Source organism: Cupriavidus yeoncheonensis (assembly GCF_905397275.1).
Classification (GTDB): Bacteria; Pseudomonadota; Gammaproteobacteria; order Burkholderiales; family Burkholderiaceae; genus Cupriavidus; species Cupriavidus yeoncheonensis.
Genome location: NZ_CAJPUY010000001.1, coordinates 283885 through 308890 on the forward strand (window position 1 = coordinate 283885; position 25006 = coordinate 308890).

At 66.2% G+C, this 25006-nt stretch carries 21 protein-coding genes; 18 read left to right on the top strand and 3 right to left on the bottom strand.

Annotated features, from left to right (window positions below; translation table 11 throughout):
- Nucleotides 1–10 precede the first annotated feature (10 nt).
- The 3 genes from KHO22_RS01385 to KHO22_RS01395 form a co-directional block, all read right to left on the bottom strand.
- The gene (locus KHO22_RS01385) at nt 11–1708 is read right to left on the bottom strand and encodes a PhoH family protein (RefSeq protein ID WP_211945292.1); all 1698 of its coding nucleotides are present in this window, start codon (nt 1706–1708) and stop codon (nt 11–13) included.
- Between the two features lie 389 nt (nt 1709–2097).
- Nucleotides 2098–2565: a peroxiredoxin gene (locus KHO22_RS01390; RefSeq protein WP_211945293.1), complete on the bottom strand. Its 468-nt coding sequence runs from the start codon at nt 2563–2565 to the stop codon at nt 2098–2100.
- A gap of 161 nt (nt 2566–2726) precedes the next feature.
- The gene (locus KHO22_RS01395) at nt 2727–3125 is read right to left on the bottom strand and encodes an Mth938-like domain-containing protein (protein ID WP_211945294.1); all 399 of its coding nucleotides are present in this window, start codon (nt 3123–3125) and stop codon (nt 2727–2729) included.
- Between the two features lie 313 nt (nt 3126–3438).
- On the opposite strand from KHO22_RS01395, the gene KHO22_RS01400 reads away from it, so the two are divergent.
- The 18 genes from KHO22_RS01400 to ssuE all read left to right on the top strand — a co-directional run bounded on the left by KHO22_RS01400 (nt 3439) and on the right by ssuE (nt 24925).
- Nucleotides 3439–4674 (top strand): pyridoxal phosphate-dependent aminotransferase, encoded by a 1236-nt coding sequence (locus KHO22_RS01400; RefSeq protein ID WP_211945295.1) that lies wholly within the window; start codon nt 3439–3441, stop codon nt 4672–4674.
- Between the two features lie 49 nt (nt 4675–4723).
- The gene (locus KHO22_RS01405; RefSeq protein WP_211945296.1) at nt 4724–6034 is read left to right on the top strand and encodes a homoserine dehydrogenase; all 1311 of its coding nucleotides are present in this window, start codon (nt 4724–4726) and stop codon (nt 6032–6034) included.
- 21 nt (nt 6035–6055) lie between these two features.
- A complete protein-coding gene (gene thrC, locus KHO22_RS01410; RefSeq protein WP_211945297.1) occupies nt 6056–7504 on the top strand; it encodes a threonine synthase in 1449 nt (482 codons plus the stop codon).
- A 169-nt stretch (nt 7505–7673) separates the two neighbouring features.
- Nucleotides 7674–8915 (top strand): molybdopterin molybdotransferase MoeA, encoded by a 1242-nt coding sequence (locus KHO22_RS01415; protein WP_211945298.1) that lies wholly within the window; start codon nt 7674–7676, stop codon nt 8913–8915.
- Nucleotides 8916–8945: 30 nt separating this feature from the next.
- Nucleotides 8946–9203 carry a molybdopterin converting factor subunit 1 gene (moaD, locus tag KHO22_RS01420; protein WP_211945299.1) on the top strand — a complete coding sequence of 86 codons (258 nt, stop codon included), beginning with the start codon at nt 8946–8948 and terminating at the stop codon, nt 9201–9203.
- 1 nt (nt 9204) lies between these two features.
- Complete coding sequence (gene moaE / locus KHO22_RS01425; RefSeq protein ID WP_211945300.1) at nt 9205–9705, top strand: molybdopterin synthase catalytic subunit MoaE; 501 nt, start codon at nt 9205–9207, stop codon at nt 9703–9705.
- Nucleotides 9705–10085 (top strand): fluoride efflux transporter CrcB, encoded by a 381-nt coding sequence (crcB, locus tag KHO22_RS01430; RefSeq protein ID WP_211945301.1) that lies wholly within the window; start codon nt 9705–9707, stop codon nt 10083–10085. Before moaE ends, crcB begins: the two co-directional genes overlap by 1 nt.
- 252 nt (nt 10086–10337) lie before the next feature.
- Complete coding sequence (locus tag KHO22_RS01435; RefSeq protein WP_211945302.1) at nt 10338–10958, top strand: TetR/AcrR family transcriptional regulator; 621 nt, start codon at nt 10338–10340, stop codon at nt 10956–10958.
- Nucleotides 10959–11061: 103 nt separating this feature from the next.
- Nucleotides 11062–12249, top strand: coding sequence for a substrate-binding domain-containing protein (locus KHO22_RS01440; protein ID WP_211945303.1), 1188 nt, complete (start codon nt 11062–11064; stop codon nt 12247–12249).
- A gap of 32 nt (nt 12250–12281) precedes the next feature.
- Nucleotides 12282–13055, top strand: coding sequence for an ABC transporter ATP-binding protein (locus tag KHO22_RS01445; RefSeq protein WP_211945474.1), 774 nt, complete (start codon nt 12282–12284; stop codon nt 13053–13055).
- Complete coding sequence (locus tag KHO22_RS01450; protein WP_211945304.1) at nt 13048–13788, top strand: ABC transporter ATP-binding protein; 741 nt, start codon at nt 13048–13050, stop codon at nt 13786–13788. The genes KHO22_RS01445 and KHO22_RS01450 overlap by 8 nt, the downstream gene beginning before the upstream one ends.
- A 102-nt stretch (nt 13789–13890) precedes the next feature.
- Complete coding sequence (locus tag KHO22_RS01455; RefSeq protein WP_211945305.1) at nt 13891–14916, top strand: branched-chain amino acid ABC transporter permease; 1026 nt, start codon at nt 13891–13893, stop codon at nt 14914–14916.
- A 15-nt stretch (nt 14917–14931) separates the two neighbouring features.
- Entirely contained in the window at nt 14932–16008 is a 1077-nt protein-coding gene (locus tag KHO22_RS01460) for a branched-chain amino acid ABC transporter permease (protein ID WP_211945306.1), read from the top strand.
- A gap of 25 nt (nt 16009–16033) precedes the next feature.
- A complete protein-coding gene (locus tag KHO22_RS01465) occupies nt 16034–17584 on the top strand; it encodes an acyl-CoA synthetase (protein ID WP_211945307.1) in 1551 nt (516 codons plus the stop codon).
- A 76-nt stretch (nt 17585–17660) separates the two neighbouring features.
- Nucleotides 17661–19784 carry a D-(-)-3-hydroxybutyrate oligomer hydrolase gene (locus KHO22_RS01470; protein ID WP_211945308.1) on the top strand — a complete coding sequence of 708 codons (2124 nt, stop codon included), beginning with the start codon at nt 17661–17663 and terminating at the stop codon, nt 19782–19784.
- A gap of 291 nt (nt 19785–20075) precedes the next feature.
- Nucleotides 20076–22664 carry an ATP-dependent chaperone ClpB gene (gene clpB, locus KHO22_RS01475; RefSeq protein ID WP_211945309.1) on the top strand — a complete coding sequence of 863 codons (2589 nt, stop codon included), beginning with the start codon at nt 20076–20078 and terminating at the stop codon, nt 22662–22664.
- A gap of 562 nt (nt 22665–23226) precedes the next feature.
- A complete protein-coding gene (locus tag KHO22_RS01480) occupies nt 23227–24231 on the top strand; it encodes a sulfate ABC transporter substrate-binding protein (RefSeq protein ID WP_211945310.1) in 1005 nt (334 codons plus the stop codon).
- A gap of 70 nt (nt 24232–24301) precedes the next feature.
- Complete coding sequence (gene ssuE, locus KHO22_RS01485; protein ID WP_211945311.1) at nt 24302–24925, top strand: NADPH-dependent FMN reductase; 624 nt, start codon at nt 24302–24304, stop codon at nt 24923–24925.
- Nucleotides 24926–25006 lie beyond the last annotated feature (81 nt).

The window sequence follows — 25006 nt, forward strand, 5'->3', positions numbered from 1 at the left end:
GCGGCACGCCCTACAGTACGTCGCCGGCGTGATCGGCCAGGCGCGAGCGCTCGCCGCGTGCCAGCGTGATATGACCGCTGTGGCTCCAGCCCTTGAAACGGTCCACCACGTAGGTCAGGCCCGACGAACCTTCGGTCAGGTACGGCGTATCGATCTGCGCGATATTGCCCAGGCAGATGATCTTGGTGCCCGGGCCCGCGCGCGTGACCAGCGTCTTCATCTGCTTCGGCGTCAGGTTCTGCGCCTCGTCGATGATGACGAACTTGTTGACGAAGGTACGGCCGCGCATGAAGTTCATGCTCTTGACCTTGATGCGCGAGCGGATCAGCTCCTGGGTTGCCGCGCGGCCCCATTCGCCCGCGCTGTCATCGCTCTTCTGCAGGACTTCGAGGTTGTCGTCGAACGCGCCCATCCACGGCTGCATCTTTTCTTCCTCGGTGCCCGGCAGGAAGCCGATATCCTCGCCGACCGGCACGGTCGCGCGGGTGACGATGATCTCGTTGTACAGCTTCTGGTCCAGCACCTGCTCCAGGCCCGCCGCCAGCGCCAGCAGCGTCTTGCCGGTGCCGGCCTGGCCGAGCAGCGTGACGAAGTCGATGTCCGGGTTCATCAGCAGGTTGAGCGCGAAGTTCTGCTCGCGGTTGCGGGCCGTCACGCTCCACACATTGTTCTTGTGGTGCGTGTAGTCCTTGAGCGTCTGCAGCAGCGCGGTCTTGCCGTTGATCTCCTTGACCTGCGCGTAGAGCGGCAGGCTGCCATCCACCGGCTCCAGGTAGACGAACTGGTTGACCAGGAAGGAGGGCACCAGCGGACCGGTCAGGCGATAGAACATCGCGCCGGTCTTCGGGTCCTGCCAGCTCTCGACGCCCTTGCCATGCCGGGTCCAGAAGTCGCCGGGCAGCTGCATCACGCCCGCGTAGAGCAAGTCCTTGTCTTCCAGGACCTGGTCGTTGTAGTAGTCCTCGGCAGGCAGACCCAGCGCACGCGCCTTGATGCGCATATTGATGTCTTTCGACACCAGCACGACCTCGCGCTCGGGGTACTGCTGCTGCAGCGCGCTGACCACGCCCAGGATCTGGTTATCGGCCTTGCCCTGCGGCAGGCCCTCGGGCAGCTTGATGTCGTTGAGCCGGGTCTGGAAGAACAGCTTGCCCTGCGCGTCGCGGTTGCCGAGCTTGGCCAGCGGCAGGCCTTCGTCGAGCGCGCCACCGGTGTCGCTCACCAGCGAATCGAGCGTGCGGCTGACGGTGCGCGCGTTGCGCGCGACTTCGCTCATGCCCTTCTTGTGGTTGTCGAGCTCTTCGAGCGTCATCATCGGCAGATAGACGTCGTGCTCCTCGAAGCGGAACAGCGAACTCGGGTCGTGCATCAGCACGTTGGTGTCGAGTACGAACAGCTTGCTCGGGCCTTCTGCCTTGCGTGCGCGGCGCGTCGGACCCGCCGCGGGTTTGACCAGGCTGACCGGTGCCGTGGCGACGGGCGTTTGCGGCACGGTTGGAGTGGGGGTCGAGCGGGCGCGGGTACCGGTGGCGGCGCGCGCGGCAGGCGCCCCGGTTTCACCGGTTTCCAGCAATGCCACGCGCTCGAGTGCCGGCACAGGTTTCTTTCCCTGTGCGACGGCTTTGGCCTTGGGCACCGCGGAGACCGGAGCGAACTCGCTCGGATCCAGCAATTGGGCAGGCTTGGCGGGCATGGTAGGCAGCGGCATGCTTGGCTTTCCTTTCAGGGGGACAAGATGGGGGCGGAACTATCCGTGCGGCATCTCGCAAGGAGAATGCCAGCGGCCACCGGAGCATGCACGCGCGAGGCACCCGGGGCATCGGATAAACAAAAAAGCCGCCATCCCTGCAATACAGGTTTGGCGGCTTGCATGCGGACCTGCGACACGGCAGATCCGCTACCGGCCTGCGGCGCGAACCGCCTGGGCCAGGAAGTCGAATCAGCGTGGCGTCCGGAATCTGAACTCATTACGAGCCAATGTATCCGAAGGTTTTCGGTTTGGCAATTGCCAGTCACGCGAGGCAGGCGCGGTGTCGCGGCGATGCCAAATCGGCTCGTCTCGCCACCTCGTTGGCCGGCGCCCATGCGCAAGGCGTGTCAGAGGCCGCGAACGATCTCCAGCACCTCGTCGACGTGGTTGGGCACCTTGATGCCGCGCAGCTCGTGGCGCAGGATGCCCTTGCTGTCGACGATGAAAGTACTGCGCTCGACGCCGCGATGCTCCTTGCCATAGAGCTTTTTCATCTTCATGACATCGAAGAGAGTGCAGACCGTCTCGTCCGGGTCCGAGATCAGTTCGAACGGCAGCTCGAGCTTCGCCTTGAAATTCTCGTGCGAGCGCAGGCTGTCGCGCGAGATGCCGAACACGGCCACGCCGGCCTTGACGAAGTCGTCGTGCTGGTCGCGGAAGTTCATGGCCTCGGTGGTGCAGCCGGGGGTGTTGTCCTTCGGGTAGAAGTACAGCACCAGGGTCTTGCCGCGCTGTTCGGACAGGCGGAAGGTGCTGCCGTCGCCGGTGACCGGCGCACTGAAGTCGGGTACGGCCTTGTTGAGACTGACTGTCATTGTTTTGGCTCCAGGGGAGGGGCAGGATCGGAGAGGCTGCGAGGGTCCGGACCAAGGCTGCACGGGCAGCGCGCCTGGGTCGCGAGGGGAGCAGATTGGGGCGCGCGCCCGGACTTCAAGCGTGGCGCCTCCTTAACTTTTCCTGTCCGGCCAATGACGGCTCAGCTGCCTGCGGCTTTCGGCTTCAGCGGCTCCAGCAGCAGCACGGCGGCCACCTTGCGGCCTTCTGCCATGAGGATATTGTAGGTGCGGCATGCGGCCTGCATGTCCATGGCGTCCACCCCGACATGCTTGCGGGCCAAGGAGGCGGTCAGCCGTGGGTGCGGGAAGCGCAGGCGCGAACCCGTGCCCAGCAGCACGACTTCGGGCCCCAGCGCCGCCAGCGCCTCGAAGTGCGCGGGTTCGAGGTCTTCGAAGCGGTCCACTGGCCACGGACGGATCTCGCCCTCGGGGAGAACCAGGATGGATTGCGTGTGACGTATCAGGTTGATTTCAATGTAGTCCGGCCCATAGGCGGTGACTGTATTGAGCGCCTGTGGCTGGTCGGCGTGAAGTTTCAATTGGGGGCCCCGGAGGCTGTCTGGCGGGCAATGCGGCCTTCTCCGCGTGGCGGATGGCCGGCAGCGCGGGCAGGCAGCGGGTTGGCGGCAGGATGCAGGTGCCGGTGGCGGGTTTCGCCGGGGCACGCTGCAATGCAAGAATTGCTGCCGAAGTCTGTCATAATCCGATAAATTATAGCTTTTGCCTCCGTGTCTGCCACATTCGCGGCGAGACTGCGTTGCATCGCAACGGACGGCGCCCACGAGACACTCCATCCGGATTCCCATTTTCGCTGCCGCCGACGCGGCAGTTTTCGCCTCCGCCGACATCGCCGTGAAACCCATCCAGAAATCCAACAAACTCAATAACGTTTGCTACGACATCCGTGGCCCGGTGCTGGAAAAGGCCAAGCAGATGGAGGAAGAGGGACACAAGATCATCAAGCTGAATATCGGCAACCTGGCCGTATTCGGTTTCGATGCTCCGGAGGAAATCCAGCAGGACATGATGCGCAACCTGCCGAATTCGGCGGGGTACTCGGATTCGAAGGGCATTTTCGCCGCGCGCAAGGCGATCATGCACTACACCCAGCAGAAGAATATCCAGGGCGTCGGCCTGGAAGACATCTACGTGGGCAACGGCGCCTCGGAACTGATCGTGATGGCGGTCAACGCGCTGCTCAACAGCGGCGACGAGGTCCTGGTGCCGGCACCGGACTACCCGCTGTGGACTGCGGCGGTGAGCCTGTCGGGCGGCACGCCGGTCCACTATATCTGTGACGAGTCCAACGAGTGGATGCCTGACCCGGACGATATCCGCGCCCGCATCACGCCCCACACCAAGGGCATCGTCATCATCAACCCGAACAACCCGACCGGCGCGCTGTACTCGGACGAACTGCTGCTGGAGATCGTCGCGATCGCGCGCGAGCATGGGCTGATCATCTTTGCCGACGAGATCTACGACAAGGTCCTGTACGACGGCAACACCCATACCTCGATCGCCTCGCTCTCGACCGACGTGCTGACGGTGACGTTCAACGGCCTGTCGAAGAACTACCGCTCGTGCGGCTACCGGGCCGGCTGGATGGTGGTGTCGGGCGACAAGCGCCCGGCGCTGGACTATATCGAGGGCCTGAACATGCTGTCCTCGATGCGCCTGTGTGCCAACGTGCCGGGGCAGTGGGCCATCCAGACCGCGCTGGGCGGCTACCAGAGCATCAACGACCTGGTGGCCGAAGGCGGCCGCCTGCGCCGCCAGCGAGACCTGGCGTACGAGCTGATCACCGCGATTCCCGGCGTCAGCTGCGTCAAGCCCAAGGCCGCGCTGTACCTGTTCCCGAAGCTGGACCTGTCGATGTACCCGGTGCAGGATGACCAGGAGTTCATCTATGAACTGCTGCAGGAGTCCAAGGTGCTGCTGGTGCAGGGCTCCGGCTTCAACTGGGACAAGCCGGACCATTTCCGGATCGTATTCCTGCCGCACGAGGAAGACCTGCGCGAGGCGATCAACCGCATCGCGCGCTTCCTGGAGGCGTACCGAAAACGCCACGGCAAGGTGGCTGCCTGATCGGGCAGCCGCTGCATCTCATCCTTAGCAACCTAGAGTCAGATTGTCCATGAACCCCATCAAAGTTGGCCTGCTCGGCATCGGTACCGTCGGTAGCGGCACGTTCAACGTGCTCAAGCGCAACCAGGAAGAAATTCGCCGCCGCGCTGGCCGCGGCATCGAGATCGCCGTGGTGGCCGATCTCAACACCGAGCGCGCACGCGAGCTGACCAACGGCGAAGTCGAGATCGTCAGCGACGCCAACGTGGTGGTGACCCGCCCGGACATCGACATCGTGATCGAACTGATCGGCGGCTACGGCATTGCACGCGAGCTGGTGCTCAAGGCCATCGAGAACGGCAAGCACGTGGTCACCGCCAATAAGGCGCTGCTGGCCGTGCACGGCAACGAGATCTTCGAAGCCGCGCGCCGCAAGGGCGTGATCGTCGCATTCGAAGCGGCGGTGGCGGGCGGCATCCCCATCATCAAGGCGCTGCGCGAAGGCCTGACCGCCAACCGCATCCAGTGGATCGCCGGCATCATCAACGGCACCACCAACTTCATCCTGTCCGAGATGCGCGACAAGGGCCTGGATTTCGACACGGTCCTGAAGGAAGCGCAGCAGCTCGGCTACGCCGAGGCCGATCCGACCTTCGACATCGAGGGCGTCGACGCCGCGCACAAGGTCACGCTGATGAGCGCCATCGCCTTCGGCATGCCGGTGCAGTTCGACAAGGCCCACGTGGAAGGCATCACCAAGCTGGCCGCGACTGATATCAAGTACGCCGAGGAACTGGGCTACCGCATCAAGCTGCTGGGCATCACGCGCCGCCGCGATGACGGCGTGGAGCTGCGCGTGCACCCGACGCTGGTGCCGGCCTCGCGCCTGATCGCCAACGTGGAAGGCGCGATGAACGCCGTGCTGGTGCAGGGCGACGCCGTCGGCGCCACGCTGTACTACGGCAAGGGCGCCGGCGCCGAGCCGACCGCTTCGGCCGTGATCGCCGACCTGGTCGACGTGACCCGCCTGCATACCGCCGACCCGGGCCATCGCGTGCCGCACCTGGCGTTCCAGCCCGACGAGCTGTCGAACGTGCCGGTGCTGCCGATCGAGGAAATCAACAGCGCCTACTACCTGCGCATGCGCGTGGCCGACGAGACCGGCGTGCTGGCCGAGATCACGCGCATCCTGGCCGAAGGGGGCATCTCCATCGACGCGATGCTGCAGAAGGAATCGCGCGAGGGCGAGCCGCAGACCGACATCATCATCCTGACCCACGTGACCCGCGAGAAGCAGGTCAATACCGCCATCGCGAAGATCGAGTCGCTGCCGACCGTGCTGTCCGCGGTCACGCGCCTGCGCATGGAAGAACTGAACTGAGCGGCAGGATATTCCGGACCCATGAAATACCAGTCGACCCGCGGCCATGAAGTGCCGCAAACGTTCTCCGAGATCCTGCTGGGCGGCCTGGCGCCGGATGGCGGCCTGTACCTGCCGGTGAAGTATCCGCAGGTCACCGCCGACGAGCTGGAAGCGTGGCGCAAGCTCTCGTACGCCGACCTGGCGTTCGAGATCCTGAGCAAGTTCTGCGACGACATCCCGGCCGCGGACCTGCGCGCACTGACGCGCAAGACCTACACCGCCGAGGTGTACTGCAACGCCCGCGCCGGCGACAACACCGCCGACATCACGCCGCTGCGCACGCTCGGCGAAGAGGGTGGCACCAAGCTGCAACTGCTGGGCCTGTCCAACGGCCCGACGCTGGCCTTCAAGGACATGGCCATGCAGTTGCTGGGCAATATGTTCGAGTACGCGCTGGGCCGTGCCGGGCTGGAGCTCAATATCCTGGGCGCCACCTCGGGTGACACGGGCAGCGCCGCCGAATACGCGATGCGCGGCAAGCGCGGCATCCGCGTGTTCATGCTGAGCCCGCACCGCAAGATGAGCGCGTTCCAGACCGCGCAGATGTTCAGCCTGCAGGACCCGAACATCTTCAACCTGGCGGTGGAAGGCGTGTTCGATGACTGCCAGGACATCGTCAAGGCGGTTTCGAACGACCTCGAGTACAAGGCCCGCCAGCGCATCGGCACGGTCAACTCGATCAACTGGGCGCGTGTGGTGGCCCAGGTGGTGTACTACTTCAAGGGCTGGCTGCTGGCGACGTCGGGCCCGGGCCAGAAGGTGTCGTTCTGCGTGCCGTCGGGCAATTTCGGCAACGTCTGCGCCGGCCATATCGCGCGCATGATGGGCCTGCCGATCGACAAGCTGGTGGTGGCCACCAACGAGAACGACGTGCTCGACGAGTTTTTCCGCACCGGCGCCTACCGCGTGCGCAAGTCGGCCGAGACCTACCATACGTCGAGCCCGAGCATGGATATCTCGAAGGCGTCGAACTTCGAGCGCTTCATCTTCGACCTGCTCGGCCAGGACGCCGGCAAGCTGGCTGCGCTGTTCCGCGACGTGGAAGAGAAGGGTGGCTTCGACCTGTCCGGTACGCCGGAATTCGAACGCATCCGCGGCGAATTCGGCTTTGCCTCGGGCCGCAGCACGCACGAGGACCGCGTGGCGACCATTCGCGACCTGTCGGCGCGCTATGGCATCACCATCGATACCCATACTGCCGATGGCATCAAGGTGGCGCGCGAGCATCTCAGCGCAGGCGTGCCGATGGTGGTGCTGGAAACCGCGCTGCCGGCCAAGTTCGCCGACACCATCCGCGAAGCCCTGGGCCATGAGCCGGAGCGTCCGGCGGCCTTCGAAGGCATCGAAAAGCTGCCGCAGCGCTTCGAGGTGATGGCCAACGACGTCAGCCAGATCAAGGCCTTCATCGCCGGCCACACCGGCCTGTAAGCGCGGGCGCCTGCGGCGCCGCCGCATGCCTTGGCGGCGCCAACTCGCTACAATCAGGCTAGCCGTGGCCCAGACCCGGCCCCCGGATTGCCCGCACCAGTCGAAGTACGCCGTGCGGCGCAATGCGCGGGCCGTTTTTCATGGGCGCTCCGAACCCACACATCCCACCATGACCCAAGCTGCAGCGTCTTCCCGCCCCCCGATGCTGACCATGGCCCAGGCGCTTGACGCCCTGCTGGCCGCCGCCCGTCCGCTGGCCCAGGTCGAACACGTCGACACGCTGGCCGCCAACGGCCGCGTGCTGGCCGCTCCGGTCACCAGTTCCCTGCAGGTGCCGCCCGCCGACAATACGTCGATGGACGGCTACGTGATGCGCGCCGCCGATGTGCCGGCCGCGGGCACGCGCCTGCCGGTGTCGCAGCGCATACCGGCCGGCCATGTTGGCACCGAACTGGCGCCGGGCACCGCCGCGCGCATCTTCACCGGTGGCCTGATCCCGCCCGGCGCCGATGCTGTGGTGATGCAAGAGCAGTGCGTGGCGGATGGCGGCGACGTCATCGTCAACCACGTGCCGCAGTCCGGCGAATGGATCCGCCGCGCTGGCGAGGACATCGAGGCGGGCAGTGTCATCCTGCCCGCCGGCACGCGGCTTACGCCGCAGGCGCTGGGCCTTGCCGCCTCGGTCGGCCAGGCGCGGCTGGACGTGGTGCGGCGCGTGCGCGTCGCGGTGTTCTTCACCGGCGACGAACTGGCCATGCCTGGCGAGCCGCTCAAGCCGGGCGCCATCTATAACTCCAACCGCTTCACGCTGCGCGGCCTGCTCGAAAACCTGGGCTGCGAAGTCAACGACCTGGGCATCGTGCCCGATACCCTGGCCGCTACCCGCGAGACGCTGCGCAAGGCCGCGCAGGGCCATGACCTGATCATTACGTCGGGCGGCGTCTCGGTCGGCGAGGAAGACCACATCAAGCCCGCGGTGGAAGCCGAGGGCCGCCTGGACATGTGGCAGATCGCCATCAAGCCGGGCAAGCCGCTGGCGTTCGGTCAGGTCAGCAACGGCGCGAGCGATCCGGCGTTTTTCCTGGGCTTGCCAGGCAACCCGGTATCGAGCTTCGTTACCTTCCTGCTGTTCGTGCGGCCCTTTATCCTGCGCCTGCAGGGCGTGGCCGACGTGACGCCGCGGCGCCTGCCGCTGCGCGCGGACTTCGAGCTGAAGAAGGGCGACCGCCGCAACGAGTTCCTGCGCGCGCGCATCAATGCCAATGGCGGCCTGGACCTGTTCCCAAACCAGAGTTCGGGGGTGCTGACGTCCACGGTGTGGGGCGACGGCCTGATCGACAATCCGCCCGACCGGGCGATCGCGCACGGCGATACCGTGCAGTTCATTCCGTTTGACGGCCTGCTGGCATAGCGGGCGGTGTGGACGGTGCAAGAAGTCGTGATGAACATCGAACTACGTTTTTTTGCCAGCGTGCGCGAACAACTCGGCGTTGCCGGGGAGCGCGCGGAAATTCCCGGCGACGTGCGCACGGTGGGCGAGTTGCGCCAGTGGCTGCGCACGCGCGGCGGGGCCTGGGCCGAGACCCTGGCCGAAGGCCGCGCGCTGCGCATGGCCGTCGACCACGCCGTGGCCCGCCCCGATACGGCGATTGCCGAGGGCTGCGAAGTGGCCTTCTTCCCGCCGGTAACCGGAGGCTGAGATGAGCGTCAGGGTACAGCGCGAAGATTTTGACCTCGGCGCCGAAGTGGCGGCGCTGCGGGCCGGCCGGCCCGGCGTGGGCGCGGTCGCAAGCTTCATCGGCACCGTGCGCGATGTGAGCGAGGGCAGCGCGGTCAGCGCGATGGAGCTTGAGCACTATCCGGGCATGACGGAGAAGGCGCTGGCGCAGATCGAGGCCGCCGCTTGCGCGCGTTGGGAACTGCTGGGCGTGACCATCATCCACCGCGTCGGGCCCCTGCTGCCGCTCGACCAGATCGTGATGGTGGCCGTGGCATCCGCGCACCGCGGCAATGCGTTCGCGGCATGCGAATTCATCATGGACTACCTCAAGTCCGAGGCACCGTTCTGGAAAAAGGAAGAGACGCCGGAAGGGGCGCGCTGGGTCGACGCCCGCGTGACCGACGAGGCGGCCCTGAAGCGCTGGGGGATTCCGTCCTTCAACGCCAGCGGGGCTGACGCCGGCAGCGACGGCGGCAACTGATGGGCCCGCTGGGGTTCGTGGCGGTCGGCGTTGGCGCGGCGCTCGGCGCATGGCTGCGCTGGGGGTTCTCGGTCATCTGGAACGCCCTGAATCCGGCCTTGCCCTACGGCACCCTGGCCGCGAACCTGCTGGGCGGCTACCTGATCGGCCTGGCCGTCGGCTTCTTTGATTCCCATCCCGGCCTGCCGCCCGAATGGCGGCTGCTGGCCATCACGGGCTTCCTTGGCGGCCTGACCACGTTCTCCACCTTTTCCAGCGAGGCGCTGGCCAACCTGATGTCCGGCGACTACGGCTGGGCGCTGCTGCACGTGGCCAGCCACCTGGGCGGCTCGCTGCTGCTCGCCGCGCTGGGTTTGTGGACCTACCGCTTCCTGGCCTGAACGCACGGACGGGCGCGCAGCAGCGTGGCCAACTGCGGCGCGCGGGTGCCGCGTGATACGGGAAAGCCATGAATTGACATCCGCCGCCGGCCCTCTATACGATGAAACATGAATCAGCCATCATGTTTCGCGGTGCCGCCCCGGGCAGAGGAGGCAGGGCGGCGGGCAGGTCGCGGGACGCGGCTATCAGACGCTGGTTTGACGTGCTGGTTTCACACACAGAGGGCGCCCGAGCGCCACAGTGGAGACACGATGTCCCAGACCGAATCCGGCAGGACTGACTCCGGCATCTGCCCGCCCAAGACCGCGCGCGGGCAGAAGACCCGCGAATCGCTGCTGCGTGCCGCCGAGAAGGTGTTTGGCGAGAAGGGCTACTACGTCGCATCGATTTCCGAGATCACGCAGGAAGCCAAGGTGGCCATGGGGACCTTCTACCTGTACTTCAGGGACAAGGAAGATGTCTTCCGCGCGCTGGTCCAGCACATGCTGGAGTTGCTGCGCACCCACCTGCGCAAGCACGTGGCAGCGGCCACCAGCCAGATGGACGCCGAACGGCTCGGCCTGAAGGCGTTCCTGTCCTTTGTTTCCCGACACAAGAATCTCTACCGGATCGTGCTCGACTCGTATTCGGTGGACGAGACCATCTATAGCGGCTACTTCCAGGTCTTTGCGGACCTGTACAGCCGGCGCCTCAGCCGCGCCGCCGAACAGGGCGAGGTCCGCCCCGGCGATGCCGAAGTGCGCGCCTGGTGCCTGATCGGCATCAGCAATTTCCTTGGCATGCGCTACGCACTGTGGAAGCGGCCGGCCTCGATGGACAAGGTGGTCGATGCCGCCTTCGACATGATCACGCACGGCCTCCAGGCGCGGTGATGGCCGTCTTCGGCCGAGCGGCCGGGCGAGTTTTCAGGCAAGAACAGAAACAAGAAGCTGGAAAGACCGACGAGACCGAGAGACCGCAGAAGAGGAGACCACCATGCAACGCCGCACCATTGCCGTACACGCCGTGGCGCTGGCCGCCAGCCTGCTCGCCAGTGGCGGCGTGCTTGCCAGGGACATCCGGATTGCCCACGTCTACGACAAGACCGGGGCGCTCGAGGCCTACGCCAGACAGACCCAGACTGGCCTGATGATGGGCCTGGAGTACGCTACCAACGGCACCATGACCGTCAACGGCAACAAGCTCGTGGTGATCGAAAAGGATACCCAGGGCAAGCCCGACGTGGCCAAGGCCCAGCTTGCCGCGGCCTACAGCGATGACCGCGCGGACATCGCGCTGGGGCCGACGTCTTCCGGCACGGCGCTGGCCATGCTGCCGGTGGCGGAGGAGTACAGGAAGATCCTGCTGGTCGAACCCGCCGTGGCCGACTCCATTACCGGCGACAAGTGGAACCGCTATATCTTCCGCACCGGCCGCAATTCCTCGCAGGATGCCATTTCCAATGCCGTGGCGCTGGACAAGCCCGGCGTGCAGATTGCCACGCTGGCGCAGGACTATGCCTTCGGCCGCGATGGCGTGAAGGCGTTCAGGGGCGCGCTGAAGAACGCGAAGATCGTCCATGAGGAATACCTGCCGACCAACACCACCGACTTCACCGCCGGTGCGCAACGCCTGTTCGATGCGCTCAAGGACAAGCCGGGCCGCAAGGTGATCTTCATCATCTGGGCCGGCGCGGGCAATCCGTTCAAGATCGCGGACCTCGACCCGAAACGCTACGGCATCGAGATCGCCACCGGTGGCAACATCCTGCCGGCCATGGCCAGCTACAAGAACTTCCCGGGCATGGAGGGCGCCACGTACTACTACTTCGGCATTCCCAAGAACAAGGCCAACGAGTGGCTGGTATCGAACCACTACAGCAAGTTCAAGTCGCCGCCTGATTTCTTCACGGCCGGCGGCATGTCGGCCGGCATCGCGCTGGTGGAGGCGCTCAGGAAGACCGGCGGCGACACCAGCTCGGAAAAGCTGATCACGGCGATGGAAGGCATGGCGTTTGAAACGCCCAAGGGCCGGATGGTCTTCCGCAAGGAAGACCACCAGGCGATGCAGTCGATGTACCACTTCAGGATCAAGGTGGACCCGGCCTTCGCCTGGGGCGTGCCCGAACTGGTCCGCGAGATCAGGCCTGAAGAGATGAATGTGCCGATCCGCAACCATCGCTGATGGTCGTGGCAGCCAACCGGGCGCGGCCGCCGATGCTGGAAACGCGCGGGCTCACGATCCGTTTCGGCGGGCACGTGGCCGTCAACGCGGTGTCGTGCGCGTTCCGGCCCGGCGAGCTGACATGCATCGTCGGCCCCAACGGCGCGGGCAAGACGACCTATTTCAACCTGATTTCGGGGCAATTGCCGGCCAGTGACGGGCAGATCCTGCTCGATGGCCAGGACGTGACGCGACTGCCGGTTTCGCAAAGGGCACGCCGCGGCATCGGACGCGCCTTCCAGCTGACCAGCCTGTTCCCGAACCTGCCGGTGCTGGAAAACGTGCGGCTGGCGGTGCAGGCGCGCCAGCAGCGCGGCATCGACCTGCTGTCGATGTGGACCAGTCACCGCGGCGTGCGCGCGCAGGCCGAGGCCTGCCTGGATCGAGTGGCGCTCGCCGGCAAGCGACACCTGCCGGTGGCCGCGCTGCCGCATGGCGACCAACGCAAGCTGGAGGTCGGCATCTTGCTGGCGCTGCAGCCGCGCATCTTCATGTTCGACGAGCCGACGGCCGGGATGAGCGTGGACGAGGTCCCGGTGATCCTCGACCTGATCCGCGAAATCCGGCAGGACCGGAGCAGGACCGTGCTGCTGGTGGAACACAAGATGGACGTGGTGCGCTCGCTGGCCGACCGCATCATCGTGCTGCACAACGGCACGCTGATGGCCGACGGCAACCCGGCGGAGGTCATTGCCTCGCCGATCGTGCAGCAGGCGTACCTGGGCGTGGCGGAAGCCGGCGCGAGCGCGGAAGCAGGCCATGCATGAACACGCAAACGCCGAGCCGATCCTGCGGCTGCGCGACGTGCAGACCCATATCGGCCCGTACCACATCCTGCACGGCGTGAGCTTCGAGGTGCCGCGCGGCGGCGTGACGATGCTGCTGGGGCGCAATGGCGCGGGCAAGACCACCACGCTGCGCACCATCATGGGCCTGTGGCGGGCCAGTGCGGGCACCGTGGCGTTCGATGGGGCAGACATCACGGGGCACGGCACGCCCGCCATCGCGCAGGCAGGCATCGCTTACGTGCCCGAGAACATGAGTGTGTTTTCCGACCTGACGGTGGCTGAAAACATGTGGCTGGCCGCGCGCAGCGGTGCCATCGACGCGCAGCGCCTGGAGTGGGTGTTCCGTATGTTTCCCGCGCTGAAGACGTTCTGGCAGCAGCGTGCCGGCGTGCTGTCGGGCGGGCAGAAGCAGATGCTGTCGGTGGCGCGCGCCATCATCGAGCCGCGCAAGCTGCTGATCGTGGATGAACCGACCAAGGGGCTGGCGCCGGCCATCATCCAGAACATGATCGCCGTGTTCCGCGAACTGAAGCAGACCGACGTGTCGATCCTGCTGGTGGAGCAGAACTTCCATATGGCGAAGTCGGTGGGCGATACGGTGGTGGTGATGGATGACGGGCGCATCGTGCATGCCGGCGACATGGCGGCACTGGCGCAGGATGACACGTTGCAGCAGCGGCTGCTGGGGTTGTCGCTGGCGGCGCATCAGTGACGACGCAGGTAATGACGCAGATAGAGACGTAGGTAAGCGCGACGTTTTGCCCTGCTCTCCCGCCAGCGGGAGAGGGCGCAAACCGGCAGCATGACGAGACACATGACAACTACAGCAACCTTACCGACGTCAGGGGCCGCGGACCTGCCCAAGGCCCGCCTCGACTGGACGCCCCTGGCCCTTGCACCCTTGCTCATGCTGCTGGCGTTTCCGCTGATCGGCAGCGGTTCCACGTGGCTCACGCTGACCGTTGCGGGGCTGGCCATGGGCATGATCATCTTCGTGGTGTCGTCGGGCCTGACGCTGGTGTTCGGGCTGATGGACGTGCTCAACTTTGGTCACGGCGCCTTTATCGCGCTGGGCGCGTATGTGGCGGCGTCGGTACTGCTGCCCCTGTCGGGCTGGGTGCAGGCCGACAGCCTGGCGTTGAACCTCGCGGTGTTCGCGCTGGCGATCCTGGCGGCCATGGCGGCGGCCGGAGCGGTCGGGCTGTTCTTCGAGCGCGTGGTGGTGCGCCCGGTCTACGGCCAGCACCTCAAGCAGATCCTGATCACCATGGGCGGCATGATCGTCGCGGAGCAACTGATCAAGGCCATCTGGGGGGCGGAGACGATCGCGCTGGAGGTGCCGGCGGCGTTCCGCGGGGCGGTGCTGCTGGGCGATGCCGCCATCGAAAAGTACCGGCTGGTGGCCATGGTGCTCGGGCTGGTGGTATTCACCGGCATGCTCCTGCTGCTCAACCGCACGCGCATCGGCCTGCTGATCCGGGCCGGCGTCGAGAATCGCGAGATGGTGGAGGCGCTCGGCTATCGCGTGCGGCGCCTTTTCATCGGCGTGTTCGTGGCGGGCGCCGCGCTGGCCGGCATGGGCGGCGTGCTGTGGGGCCTGTACCAGCAGAACATCACGGCGGCGATCGGCGCGCAGGTCAATGTGCTGATCTTCATCGTCATCATCATCGGCGGGCTCGGCTCGACCACCGGCTGCTTTGTCGGCGCGCTGCTGGTGGGGCTGATGGCCAACTACACGGGCTTCCTGTTGCCGAAGGTGGCGCTGTTCTCCAACATCCTGCTGATGATGCTGATCCTGCTGTGGCGGCCGCAAGGGCTGTTTCCGGTGGCCAGGCGCTGACAAGGGGCACGCGACATGACCCGACTGCTTTCCGGCGACCTGCCGCGCAGCCGCGCACTGACCGCGCTGTTGCTGCTGATCGTGCTGGCGCTGGCCTGCGCGCCGTTCGTGTTCCCGGGCGCCCGCGCGCTGAACATGGCGGCCAAGATCTGCATCTTCGTGGTGCTGGTGGCAAGCTACGACCTGCTGCTCGGCTATACCGGCATCGTGTCGTTTGCGCACACCATGTTCTTCGGCATCGGCGGCTATGGCGTTGCCATCGCCATGTCGCGCATGGAGCCGGGGTGGGGCGCGCTGCTGGCGGGCACGGTGGCGGCGCTGGCGGTGTCGGCGTTGCTGGCATTCCTGGTCGGCCTGTTTTCGCTGCGCGTGCGGGCGATCTTCTTCGCCATGATCACGCTGGCCGTGGCCACGGCCTTCGCCACGCTGGTCTCGCAATTGTCGGAGTGGACCGGCGGCGAGGATGGCCTGACCTTCAAGGTGCCCGAGGCGCTGCGTCCGGGCTTCTCGCCGGGCGATGCCGACTGGTTCGGCGTCCCGCTCAATGGCAGGCTGTTGAGCTACTACCTGGTGTTCGCCGGGGCGGTGGTGCTGTTCCTGTTGCTGCTGCGCATCGTCAACTCGCCGTTCGGCCGGGTGCTGCAGGCCATTCGCGAAAACGACTTCCGCGCCGAGGCCATCGGCTACCGGACCGTGGTCTTCCGCACAGTCTCCACCGTGCTGTCAGCCATATTCGCTACCATGGCCGGCGTTTTGATGGCAGTCTGGCTGCGCTACAACGGGCCGGACACTTCGCTGTCGTTCGAGATCATGGTCGATATCCTGCTGATTGTCGTGATCGGGGGCATGGGCACGCTCTATGGCGCGGTCATCGGCACGACGCTGTTCCTGCTCGCGCAGACTTACCTGCAGGACGTGATGAAGCTGGCCAGCGATGCCACGGCGTCCGTGCCGCTGCTTTCCGGACTGCTCCATCCGGACCGCTGGCTGCTGTGGCTGGGGCTGCTGTTCATCCTCAGCGTCTACTATTTCCCGCAGGGCGTGGTGGGACGGCTGCGCGGCGCCGGTGCGGCGCAAGACGCGGCACCCTGAACCGCGCCACCGGAGACCGTATGCCATGTATGTGATCGACTGGCTGCACAAGAACGCACAGCATTCCCCCGGCAAGGTCGCGCTGGTCGACGTGGAGAGCGGCCGGCGCGTGACCTACCGCCAGTTTGACGAACGCGCGAGCCGGTTTGCTGAGTACCTTTCGGATCACCTCGGCCTGGCGGCCGGCACGCGCGTGGCGGTGCTCGCGCACAACGGCTCCGACTATTTCGAGATGCTTTACGGCTGTGCCAAGGCCGGCATGGTCATGGTGTGCCTGAACTGGCGGCTGCCTGCTGCCGAGTTGCTGCCGATCCTGCAGGACTGCGCGCCGCAGGTGCTGGTGGCCGGCGACGGCTTCCTGGGCGTTGCCGCCGAACTGAGCCGCGCCATGCCGATGCGCGCGGTACTGCATCTTGCCGATGACGAGGCCGCCGACGTGCCGGCGGGCTGGACCGAGTACGAGTCGGTGCTGGCCGCGGCCTCGGGCCGCATCGTCGAGATGCCGGCGCGCGACGAGCACGAGGTGTGGCACCTGCTCTACACCTCCGGCACCACGGGCCAGCCCAAGGGCGTGATCCAGACCTACGGCATGGTGTTCTTCAATGCCGTCAACGCCATGCTGGCCAACAAGATCACGCGCGACGACGTGTTCCTCGGCGTGCTGCCGTTTTTCCACACGGGCGGGCTGAACCTTTATGCGAATCCGGTGCTGCACGCCGGCGACACCGTGCACATCATGCGGCAGTTCGATCCGCAGGTCGTGCTGGACACGCTCGACCGCCGCTCGGGCGAGGGCATCACGATGTTCTTCGCGGTGCCCGCGGTGTACCTGTTCCTGAGCCAGCATGCGTGCTTCGCGCAGGTGGATTTCTCGGCGGTGCGCACCATGTCGGCCGGCGGCGCGCCGGTGCCGCGGCCGCTGCTGGAGGCCTACCTGGCCAAGGGCGTGACCCTTTGCTGCGGCTTTGGCATGACCGAGACCGGGCCCACGGTCTTCGCCTGCGACGAGGCCACCGCGCGCCGCAAGACCGGCACCATTGGCAAGCCGGTGGGATCGATGGTGACGCGCATCGTCGATGCGGCAGGCGCGGACGTAGCGCCCGGCGAGCGCGGCGAACTGCTGATCAAGGGCCCCGGTGTGACGCCGGGCTACTGGAACCTGCCGCAGGCCACGGCCGCGGCGATCCGCGACGGCTGGCTCTGCTCGGGCGACATCGCCTGGATGGATGAAGACGGCGACTACTACATCGTCGATCGCGCCCGGGACATGTTCGTCTGCGGCGGCGAGAACGTCTATCCGGCCGAGGTGGAGAACGTGCTGTTCCAGCTTGCCGGCGTGGCGGAGGCGGCGGTGATCGGCACGCCGGACCCGCAGTGGGGCGAGGTCGGCATGGCGCTGGTCGTGCTGCGCGCCGGTGCCGCGCTGGATGCCGACGCCGTGATTGCGCATTGCCGGGCCAGCCTGGCCGGCTACAAGGTTCCGCGTCATGTGCGGTTCCTCGAAGCATTGCCGCGCACGCCGTCGGGCAAGGTCGAAAAACACAAGCTGCGCGCACGCTTCCCGGGCCCCGGGTAGGCGGCGGGCGGCCCGGCAGTCTGCAGTTGGAAGTCTTCTCGGCATGAGCGGTTAGTCAGCAAACCAGGAGGGTCCCATGCAGCATGACAACTTTCAGCGCCGCGGCCGGATGGCCTGCGCGGCCGCCGCGGCACTGCTGGCCGCGGCCTGCGGCGGCGGCGACAACGGCGACGGCAACACCAACCCCAATATCAAGCCGGCCAACATCGGCACGGTGACGATCAAGGCCTACGACGGCAACACGGACGACTTGCTGACAGCGGGCCTTGGCAAGGACGGGCTGGCGAGCGCCACGGCGCCGGTGCCGGCCAGTCCGACCGCGCCGACCGCGGCCGAGCTGCGCCGCTTCGCCATCTACACCAACTACCGCGCGATTGTGGACACCACTGCCGGTGGCGGCTTCGGTACCTTCTACGGGCCGAATGTCGATGCGCAGGGCAATGTCACGACCGGGCAGGGCAAGATCGCCGGCGTCGAGTACCTGGCCTTCTCCGACGACGGCAGCGGGCAGGAGAACGTGACGATGCTGGTGCAGATTCCGGACTCGTTCAATCGCAGCAAGCCTTGCATGATTACCGCCACCTCGTCGGGCTCGCGCGGCGTGTATGGCGCCATCGCCGTGGGCGAGTGGGGCCTGAAGCGCGGCTGCGCGGTGGCCTATACCGACAAGGGTACCGGTGCCGCACCGCACGACCTGGACACCGACACCGTGCCGCTGATCGACGGCACGCGCGCCGCACGGAGCGCCGCCGGCAGCAACGCCCAGTTCGCCGCGCGACCGGGCATCCTGTCATTGGCGGATTTCACGACGCAGGCGCCGCATCGCCTGGCGTTCAAGCATGCGCATTCACAGCGTAATCCGGAAAAGGACTGGGGCAAGTTCACGTTGCAGGCCATCGATTTCGGCATCTGGGCGATCAATGACCGCTTTGGCTCGGTCGCCGGAAACGGCGTGCGCCAGCGGACCCTTGGCAAGAGCGGGATCGTCGTGATCGCCTCCAGTGTCTCCAACGGAGGCGGCGCGGCGATCGCGGCGGCGGAGCAGGACACCAACGGAATGATCGACGGCGTGGCCGTGGCCGAGCCCAACCTGAACCTGCCGCCGAATGCCAACATCCTGGTCAAGCGTGGCGCCAGGCAGGTCAATGCATCGGGCCGCCTGCTGTACGACTACATCACCACGGCCAACCTGCTGCAGCTCTGCGCGTCGCAGGCGACCTCGCTGGTCAACGCGCCGGCGTTTGCCACCAACCCGTTCTACATCGCCCGGTGCCAGACGCTGGTCGACAACAACCTGATTTCCGGCACCACCGTGAGCGACCAGGCGGCAAGCGCGCTCCAGACGCTGCACGATTCCGGCTGGGAGCCGGAATCGGATGCGCTGCATCCGTCGCTCGCCTTCTTCGACACGGCGGCCTCGATTTCCGTGACCTACGCCAACTCGTACGCCAGGGCCAGCGTGACGGACCGGCTGTGCGGCTACAGCTTCGCCACCACGCTGGCCGACTTCAAGCCGGCGGCGATCGCGCCGTCGGTGCTGGCGTCGATGTTCTCGACCGGCAACGGCGTGCCGCCGACCAGTACGGTGCAGTTGATCAATGACCGCGACCTGCAGCATGGTCCGTTCCTGAATGGCCAGTCGGTGTCGGCCTCCAGCAACCGGGCCGATGCCAATTTCGACGGTGCCAAGTGCTTGCGGGACTTGCTGACCGGCACCGGTTCCCAGGCGCTGGCGCTGCAGTCGGGCCTGTCCGAGATACAGCGCTCGGGCAACCTGCGAGGCAAGCCGGCCCTGATCGTGCACGGCCGCAGCGATGGCCTGCTGCCCGTCAATCACACGTCGCGGCCGTATCTGGGATTCAACCGGCAGCAGGAAGGCGCGGCCAGCAAGCTCTCGTATATCGAGGTCGAGAACGCCCAGCATTTCGATGCATTCATCGGGGCCGTGTCGGGGTACAGCAACCGTTACGTGCCGCTGCACCTGTACCTGATCCGCGCGCTCGATGCCGTCTTTGACAACCTCACCACCGGCAAGGCGCTGCCGCCGTCGCAGGTGGTGCGCACGATCCCCCGCGGTGGCGCCACCAATACCACCACCGCGCCGACGCTGCTGCCGGCCAACGTGCCGCCGATCTCGCCAAGTCCGGACGCCGGCAACCAGATCGCCGCCAGTACCGGCTCCGTGCAGGTTCCGGATTGAATCCGTCCTCCGGGCGGGCTCGCCGATGACTCGGCGAGCCGCTCACGGCCCAGGGGCGTATCCGTCGCCTGGGCCTGACCAGGCCTGCTCGGCCTGCGGTCCGCCGGGTGATGGAGGGGGCGCGGCGCCAGTCCCCGCCCCGCATATCGCATCCTGCACTTTCGATCACGTCAAGATCGCGTCGGCGTGGTCTTGAAATGTCAAGCCAAAGCCTTATCTTTCCGGAAGACATACAGTGTCCGGCCAGGCGAGCTCCCTAGCATCAGGACACTCACTGAGAGAGGGAATCCTATGCGTCTTGACAAACTGACTACCCGGTTCCAGGAAGCGCTTGCCGATGCGCAAAGCCTGGCGCTGGCCAATGACAACCAATACATCGAACCGCAGCACCTGCTGCGCGCGCTGATTGCGCAGAACGACGGCGCCGCCAAGGCGCTGCTGCAACGCGCCGGCGTGAACGCGAGCGGCCTGCAGAGCGCGCTGGACGCTGCCATCAAGCGCCTGCCGCAGGTGCAGGGCACGAGCGAGGTCCAGGTGGGCCGCGACCTCGTCAACCTGCTCAACGCCGCCGAGAAGGAAGCCATCAAGCGTGGCGACCAGTTCATCGCCAGCGAACTGTTCCTGCTCGCCGTGTCGGAAGACAAGGGCGAGGCGGGCCGCCTTGCGCGCGAGAACGGGCTGAACCGCAAGCCGCTGGAAGCGGCCATCCAGGCGGTGCGTGGCGGCGATGCCGTCAACAGCGCCGACGCCGAAACGCAGCGCGAGGCACTCAAGAAGTACACCATCGACCTGACCGAGCGCGCCCGCATGGGCAAGCTCGATCCGGTGATCGGCCGTGACGACGAGATCCGCCGCGCGATCCAGATCCTGCAGCGCCGCACCAAGAACAATCCGGTGCTGATCGGCGAGCCGGGCGTGGGCAAGACCGCGATCGTCGAAGGCCTGGCGCAGCGCATCGTCAACGGCGAAGTGCCCGAGAGCCTGAAGAGCAAGCGTGTGCTCGTGCTCGACATGGCCGGCCTGCTGGCTGGCGCCAAGTACCGCGGCGAGTTCGAGGAACGCCTGAAGGCCGTGCTGAGCGACGTCGCCAAGGACGAAGGCCAGACCATCGTCTTCATCGACGAGATCCACACCATGGTCGGCGCCGGCAAGGCCGAAGGCGCGATCGACGCGGGCAATATGCTCAAGCCTGCGCTGGCGCGCGGCGAACTGCACTGCATCGGCGCGACCACGCTGGACGAGTACCGCAAGTACATCGAGAAGGACGCCGCGCTCGAGCGCCGCTTCCAGAAGGTGCTGGTGGACGAGCCCTCCGTGGAAGCGACCATCGCCATCCTGCGCGGGCTGCAGGAGAAGTATGAGCTGCACCACGGCGTGGAGATCACCGACCCGGCCATCGTCGCCGCGGCGGAGCTGTCGCACCGCTATATCACCGACCGCTTCCTGCCCGACAAGGCGATCGACCTGATCGACGAGGCGGCCGCGCGCATCAAGATGGAAATCGATTCCAAGCCGGAGTCGATGGACAAGCTCGAGCGCCGCACCATCCAGCTCAAGATCGAGCGCGAAGCGGTCAAGAAGGAGACCGACGAAGCCTCGCTCAAGCGCCTGGACCTGATCGAGCAGGAGATCACGCGCCTGGAGAAGGAGTACGCGGACCTCGACGAGATCTGGAAGGCCGAGAAGGGCGCCGCGCAGGGCACGGCCGCGCTGAAGGAAGAGATCGAGAAGGTCAAGCTCGAGATCGCCAAGCTGCAGCGCGAGGGCAAGCTCGACAAGGTGGCCGAGCTGCAGTACGGCAGGCTGCCGGGCCTGGAAGGCAAGCTCAAGGCCGCGACCGACGCCGAAGCGAGCGAGCAGAAGCAGCCCAACAAGCTGCTGCGCACGCAGGTCGGCGCCGAGGAAATTGCCGAAGTGGTGAGCCGCGCGACCGGTATCCCGGTGTCGAAGATGATGCAGGGCGAGCGCGAGAAGCTGCTGAAGATGGAAGACCGCCTGCACAAGCGCGTGGTGGGGCAGGACGAGGCGGTGCGGCTGGTGTCCGATGCCATCCGCCGTTCGCGCGCGGGCCTGGCGGACGAGAACAAGCCCTATGGCTCGTTCCTGTTCCTGGGGCCGACCGGTGTCGGCAAGACCGAGCTGTGCAAGGCCCTGGCCGAGTTCCTGTTCGATTCGGAAGAGCACCTGATCCGCATCGACATGAGCGAATTCATGGAGAAGCACAGCGTCAGCCGCCTGATCGGCGCGCCGCCGGGATACGTGGGCTACGAAGAGGGCGGCTACCTGACCGAGGCCGTGCGCCGCAAGCCGTACAGCGTGGTGCTGCTCGATGAAGTGGAGAAGGCTCACCCGGACGTCTTCAACGTGCTGCTGCAGGTGCTGGACGACGGCCGCCTGACCGACGGCCAGGGACGCACGGTGGACTTCAAGAACACGGTGATCGTGATGACGTCCAACCTGGGTTCGCAGATCATCCAGGCGATGGTGGGCGAGCCGCAGGAGGCGGTGAAGGGGGCCGTCTGGCAGGAAGTGCGCACGCATTTCCGGCCGGAGTTCCTGAACCGGATCGACGAAGTCGTGGTGTTCCACGCGCTCGACCAGAAGAACATCGAGTCGATCGCGCGCATCCAGCTGCAACGCCTGCAGGCCCGCCTGGCCCGCATGGACATGGCGCTGGAGGTCAGCGAGGTGGCGCTGGAGAAGATCGCCAGCGCGGGGTACGACCCGGTGTTCGGGGCGCGTCCGCTCAAGCGGGCGATCCAGCAGCAGATCGAGAACCCGGTGGCACGCGCCATCCTGGAAGGCAAGTTTGCCGCCAAGGATGTGGTCCCGGTGGACTACGAAGACGGCGAGTTCACCTTCGGCCGCGCGTTGCAATGATGCATGCGTGATGGAGCGGGGCGTCCTTCGGGACGCCCTTTCTTTTGTGTCGGATGCTGCCCCGGGCACTGGCGGGCAGGCGTCCTGCACAACCCCTTGCCCACTTGACTTTCGTCAAGCCGGATCGCGGCGCCTGTCGCTATGATTGGTTCTGTCATGGAGATGCGGGGGCGCTCTTCATGACTTGTCTACCCGTTTCCAAATGGAAACTTAGCCCGCACCGCTAACCCGGTGCGGGCGTTTTCTTTTGGGCGCCCGGTTTTCGGCTCAGGCCGCCATGTTACCGGCTGGCGCATGTTCATTGCGCCATGAGCGCCTCGCATCCTCAGCCCTGCATTTCCTTGCGCCTGGTGCCGCACCACGGCCCGGAGCGAGCCGTGCGCAGGCATGTGCATATTTCCACCCGATCTTATGCGGAAACCACGCAAGGTTCGGCGAAACCATTCGTTCCGTTCAGATAGGCCCCTCGGTAGTCTTGCTCCTGACACAAGCCCGGCCACCCAAGGCGGGCAGCCAATGAGGCGCTCCAGCGCCATTCACGACACCTGACGGGAGCAACAAGATGATTCGCAAGCTGGCCATCGGCCTGGCCGCAGTGGCCGCCATCGGGGCCGCGCAGACGGCGACGGCAACCACTCTGCTGAACGTTTCCTACGATCCGACGCGCGAGTTGTATGTGGACGTGAATGCCGCGTTCGCCAAGGCCTGGAAGGCACAGGGCGGCGACGCCGTGACCGTGCGCCAGTCGCATGGCGGCTCGGGCAAGCAGGCCCGGTCGGTGATCGATGGGCTGGATGCCGACGTGGTCACGCTGGCGCTGGGGTACGACATCGACGCCATTGCCGAGAAGGGCCTGCTCAAGCCGGACTGGCAGAAGCGCCTGCCGCACAACGCGTCGCCTTACACCTCCACCATCGTGTTCCTGGTGCGCAAGGGCAATCCCAAGGGCATCAAGGACTGGAACGACCTGGTCAAGCCGGGCGTGCAGGTCATCACGCCGAATCCGAAGACGTCGGGCGGTGCGCGCTGGAACTACCTGGCCGCGTGGGGCTATGCGCTGCGCCAGCCGGGCGGCAATGACGCCAAGGCGCGCGACTTCGTCGGCGAGCTGCTCAAGCACGTGCCGGTGCTCGATTCGGGCGCACGCGGCGCCACCACCACCTTCGTGGAGCGCGGCCTCGGCGATGTGCTGATCGCGTGGGAGAACGAAGCGATCCTGGCGATCAAGGAACTGGGTCCGGACAAGTTCGACATCGTCGCACCGTCGGTTTCCATCCTGGCCGAGCCGCCCGTTGCCGTGGTCGACAAGGTGGTCGACAAGAAGGGCACCCGCAAGGCGGCCGAGGCCTACCTGCAGTTCCTGTACACCGACGAAGGCCAGGAGATCGCGGCCAAGAACTACTACCGGCCGATCTCCGCGAAGATTGCCGCCAAGTACGCGGCGAACTTCCCGAAGGTGAAGCTGTTCACGATCGATGAAGTGTTCGGTGGCTGGCAGAAGGCGCAGAAGGCCCACTTTGCCGATGGCGGTTCGTTCGACCAGATCTACCAGCCCGGCAAGAAGTAATCCACGAGACGGACGGGCCGGGGCCAGTGTCCTCCGGCACCGTCCCGCCAACCCGAAGAAGGAAGCCCCGATGTCCATCCTCACCCTGTCCGGCAGTCCCTCGGTGCAATCGCGCTCCGCTCACCTGCTGGCCCATCTGCGCGGCGAGCTGGAGGCCGCCGGCGAGCGCACCAGCCATATCGACCTGCGCGCACTGCCCGCCGGGCCGCTGCTGGCGGCCCGCGCGGATGACCCCGCCATTGCCGCCGCCGCGCGCGCCATCGCCGAGGCGCAGGTGGTGGTGCTGGCCACGCCGGTCTACAAGGCGGCGTACAGCGGCCTGCTCAAGGCCTTCCTGGACCTGTTGCCGCAGACTGGCCTGCGCGACAAGGTCGTGCTGCCCATTGCCACCGGCGGCAGCCTGGCGCATGCGCTGGCGATCGACTATGCCTTGCGTCCGGTGCTGTCCGCACTCGGTTCGCGCCACATCCTGCCCGGCATCTTTGCCGTGGACCAGCAGATCGAGATCGATGGAAGCGGTCCCGCGCGCTTCGATGCCGCGCTGGCGCTGCGCCTGGAAGAAGGCGTGCTGCGCGTGCGCGAGGCACTGGCCCGCTCGCGCATCGATGTCCCGCTTGAATTCGTGCCGGTTCCGCTGGCCCAGCGTGCCGCACATGCCGCGCACGCCGCGGTGGCGCAGCGATGTCCTGCCTGAGCTGATTCGTAGTCCCGCCGGCCACTAGCGCGACAGCGCTGGCCGGCCCCACCGGCAATCCCGTTGTCATGCCGCCTGTGC

Coding starts and splice junctions, on each gene's coding strand:
- KHO22_RS01385 (WP_211945292.1), bottom strand. CDS start 1,708: ATGCCGCTGCCTACCATGCCCGCCAAGCCTGCCCAATTGCTGGATCCG.
- KHO22_RS01390 (WP_211945293.1), bottom strand. CDS start 2,565: ATGACAGTCAGTCTCAACAAGGCCGTACCCGACTTCAGTGCGCCGGTC.
- KHO22_RS01405 (WP_211945296.1), top strand. CDS start 4,724: ATGAACCCCATCAAAGTTGGCCTGCTCGGCATCGGTACCGTCGGTAGC.
- thrC (WP_211945297.1), top strand. CDS start 6,056: ATGAAATACCAGTCGACCCGCGGCCATGAAGTGCCGCAAACGTTCTCC.
- KHO22_RS01415 (WP_211945298.1), top strand. CDS start 7,674: ATGACCCAAGCTGCAGCGTCTTCCCGCCCCCCGATGCTGACCATGGCC.
- moaD (WP_211945299.1), top strand. CDS start 8,946: ATGAACATCGAACTACGTTTTTTTGCCAGCGTGCGCGAACAACTCGGC.
- moaE (WP_211945300.1), top strand. CDS start 9,205: ATGAGCGTCAGGGTACAGCGCGAAGATTTTGACCTCGGCGCCGAAGTG.
- crcB (WP_211945301.1), top strand. CDS start 9,705: ATGGGCCCGCTGGGGTTCGTGGCGGTCGGCGTTGGCGCGGCGCTCGGC.
- KHO22_RS01435 (WP_211945302.1), top strand. CDS start 10,338: ATGTCCCAGACCGAATCCGGCAGGACTGACTCCGGCATCTGCCCGCCC.
- KHO22_RS01440 (WP_211945303.1), top strand. CDS start 11,062: ATGCAACGCCGCACCATTGCCGTACACGCCGTGGCGCTGGCCGCCAGC.
- KHO22_RS01445 (WP_211945474.1), top strand. CDS start 12,282: ATGCTGGAAACGCGCGGGCTCACGATCCGTTTCGGCGGGCACGTGGCC.
- KHO22_RS01450 (WP_211945304.1), top strand. CDS start 13,048: ATGCATGAACACGCAAACGCCGAGCCGATCCTGCGGCTGCGCGACGTG.
- KHO22_RS01455 (WP_211945305.1), top strand. CDS start 13,891: ATGACAACTACAGCAACCTTACCGACGTCAGGGGCCGCGGACCTGCCC.
- KHO22_RS01460 (WP_211945306.1), top strand. CDS start 14,932: ATGACCCGACTGCTTTCCGGCGACCTGCCGCGCAGCCGCGCACTGACC.
- KHO22_RS01465 (WP_211945307.1), top strand. CDS start 16,034: ATGTATGTGATCGACTGGCTGCACAAGAACGCACAGCATTCCCCCGGC.
- KHO22_RS01470 (WP_211945308.1), top strand. CDS start 17,661: ATGCAGCATGACAACTTTCAGCGCCGCGGCCGGATGGCCTGCGCGGCC.
- clpB (WP_211945309.1), top strand. CDS start 20,076: ATGCGTCTTGACAAACTGACTACCCGGTTCCAGGAAGCGCTTGCCGAT.
- KHO22_RS01480 (WP_211945310.1), top strand. CDS start 23,227: ATGATTCGCAAGCTGGCCATCGGCCTGGCCGCAGTGGCCGCCATCGGG.
- ssuE (WP_211945311.1), top strand. CDS start 24,302: ATGTCCATCCTCACCCTGTCCGGCAGTCCCTCGGTGCAATCGCGCTCC.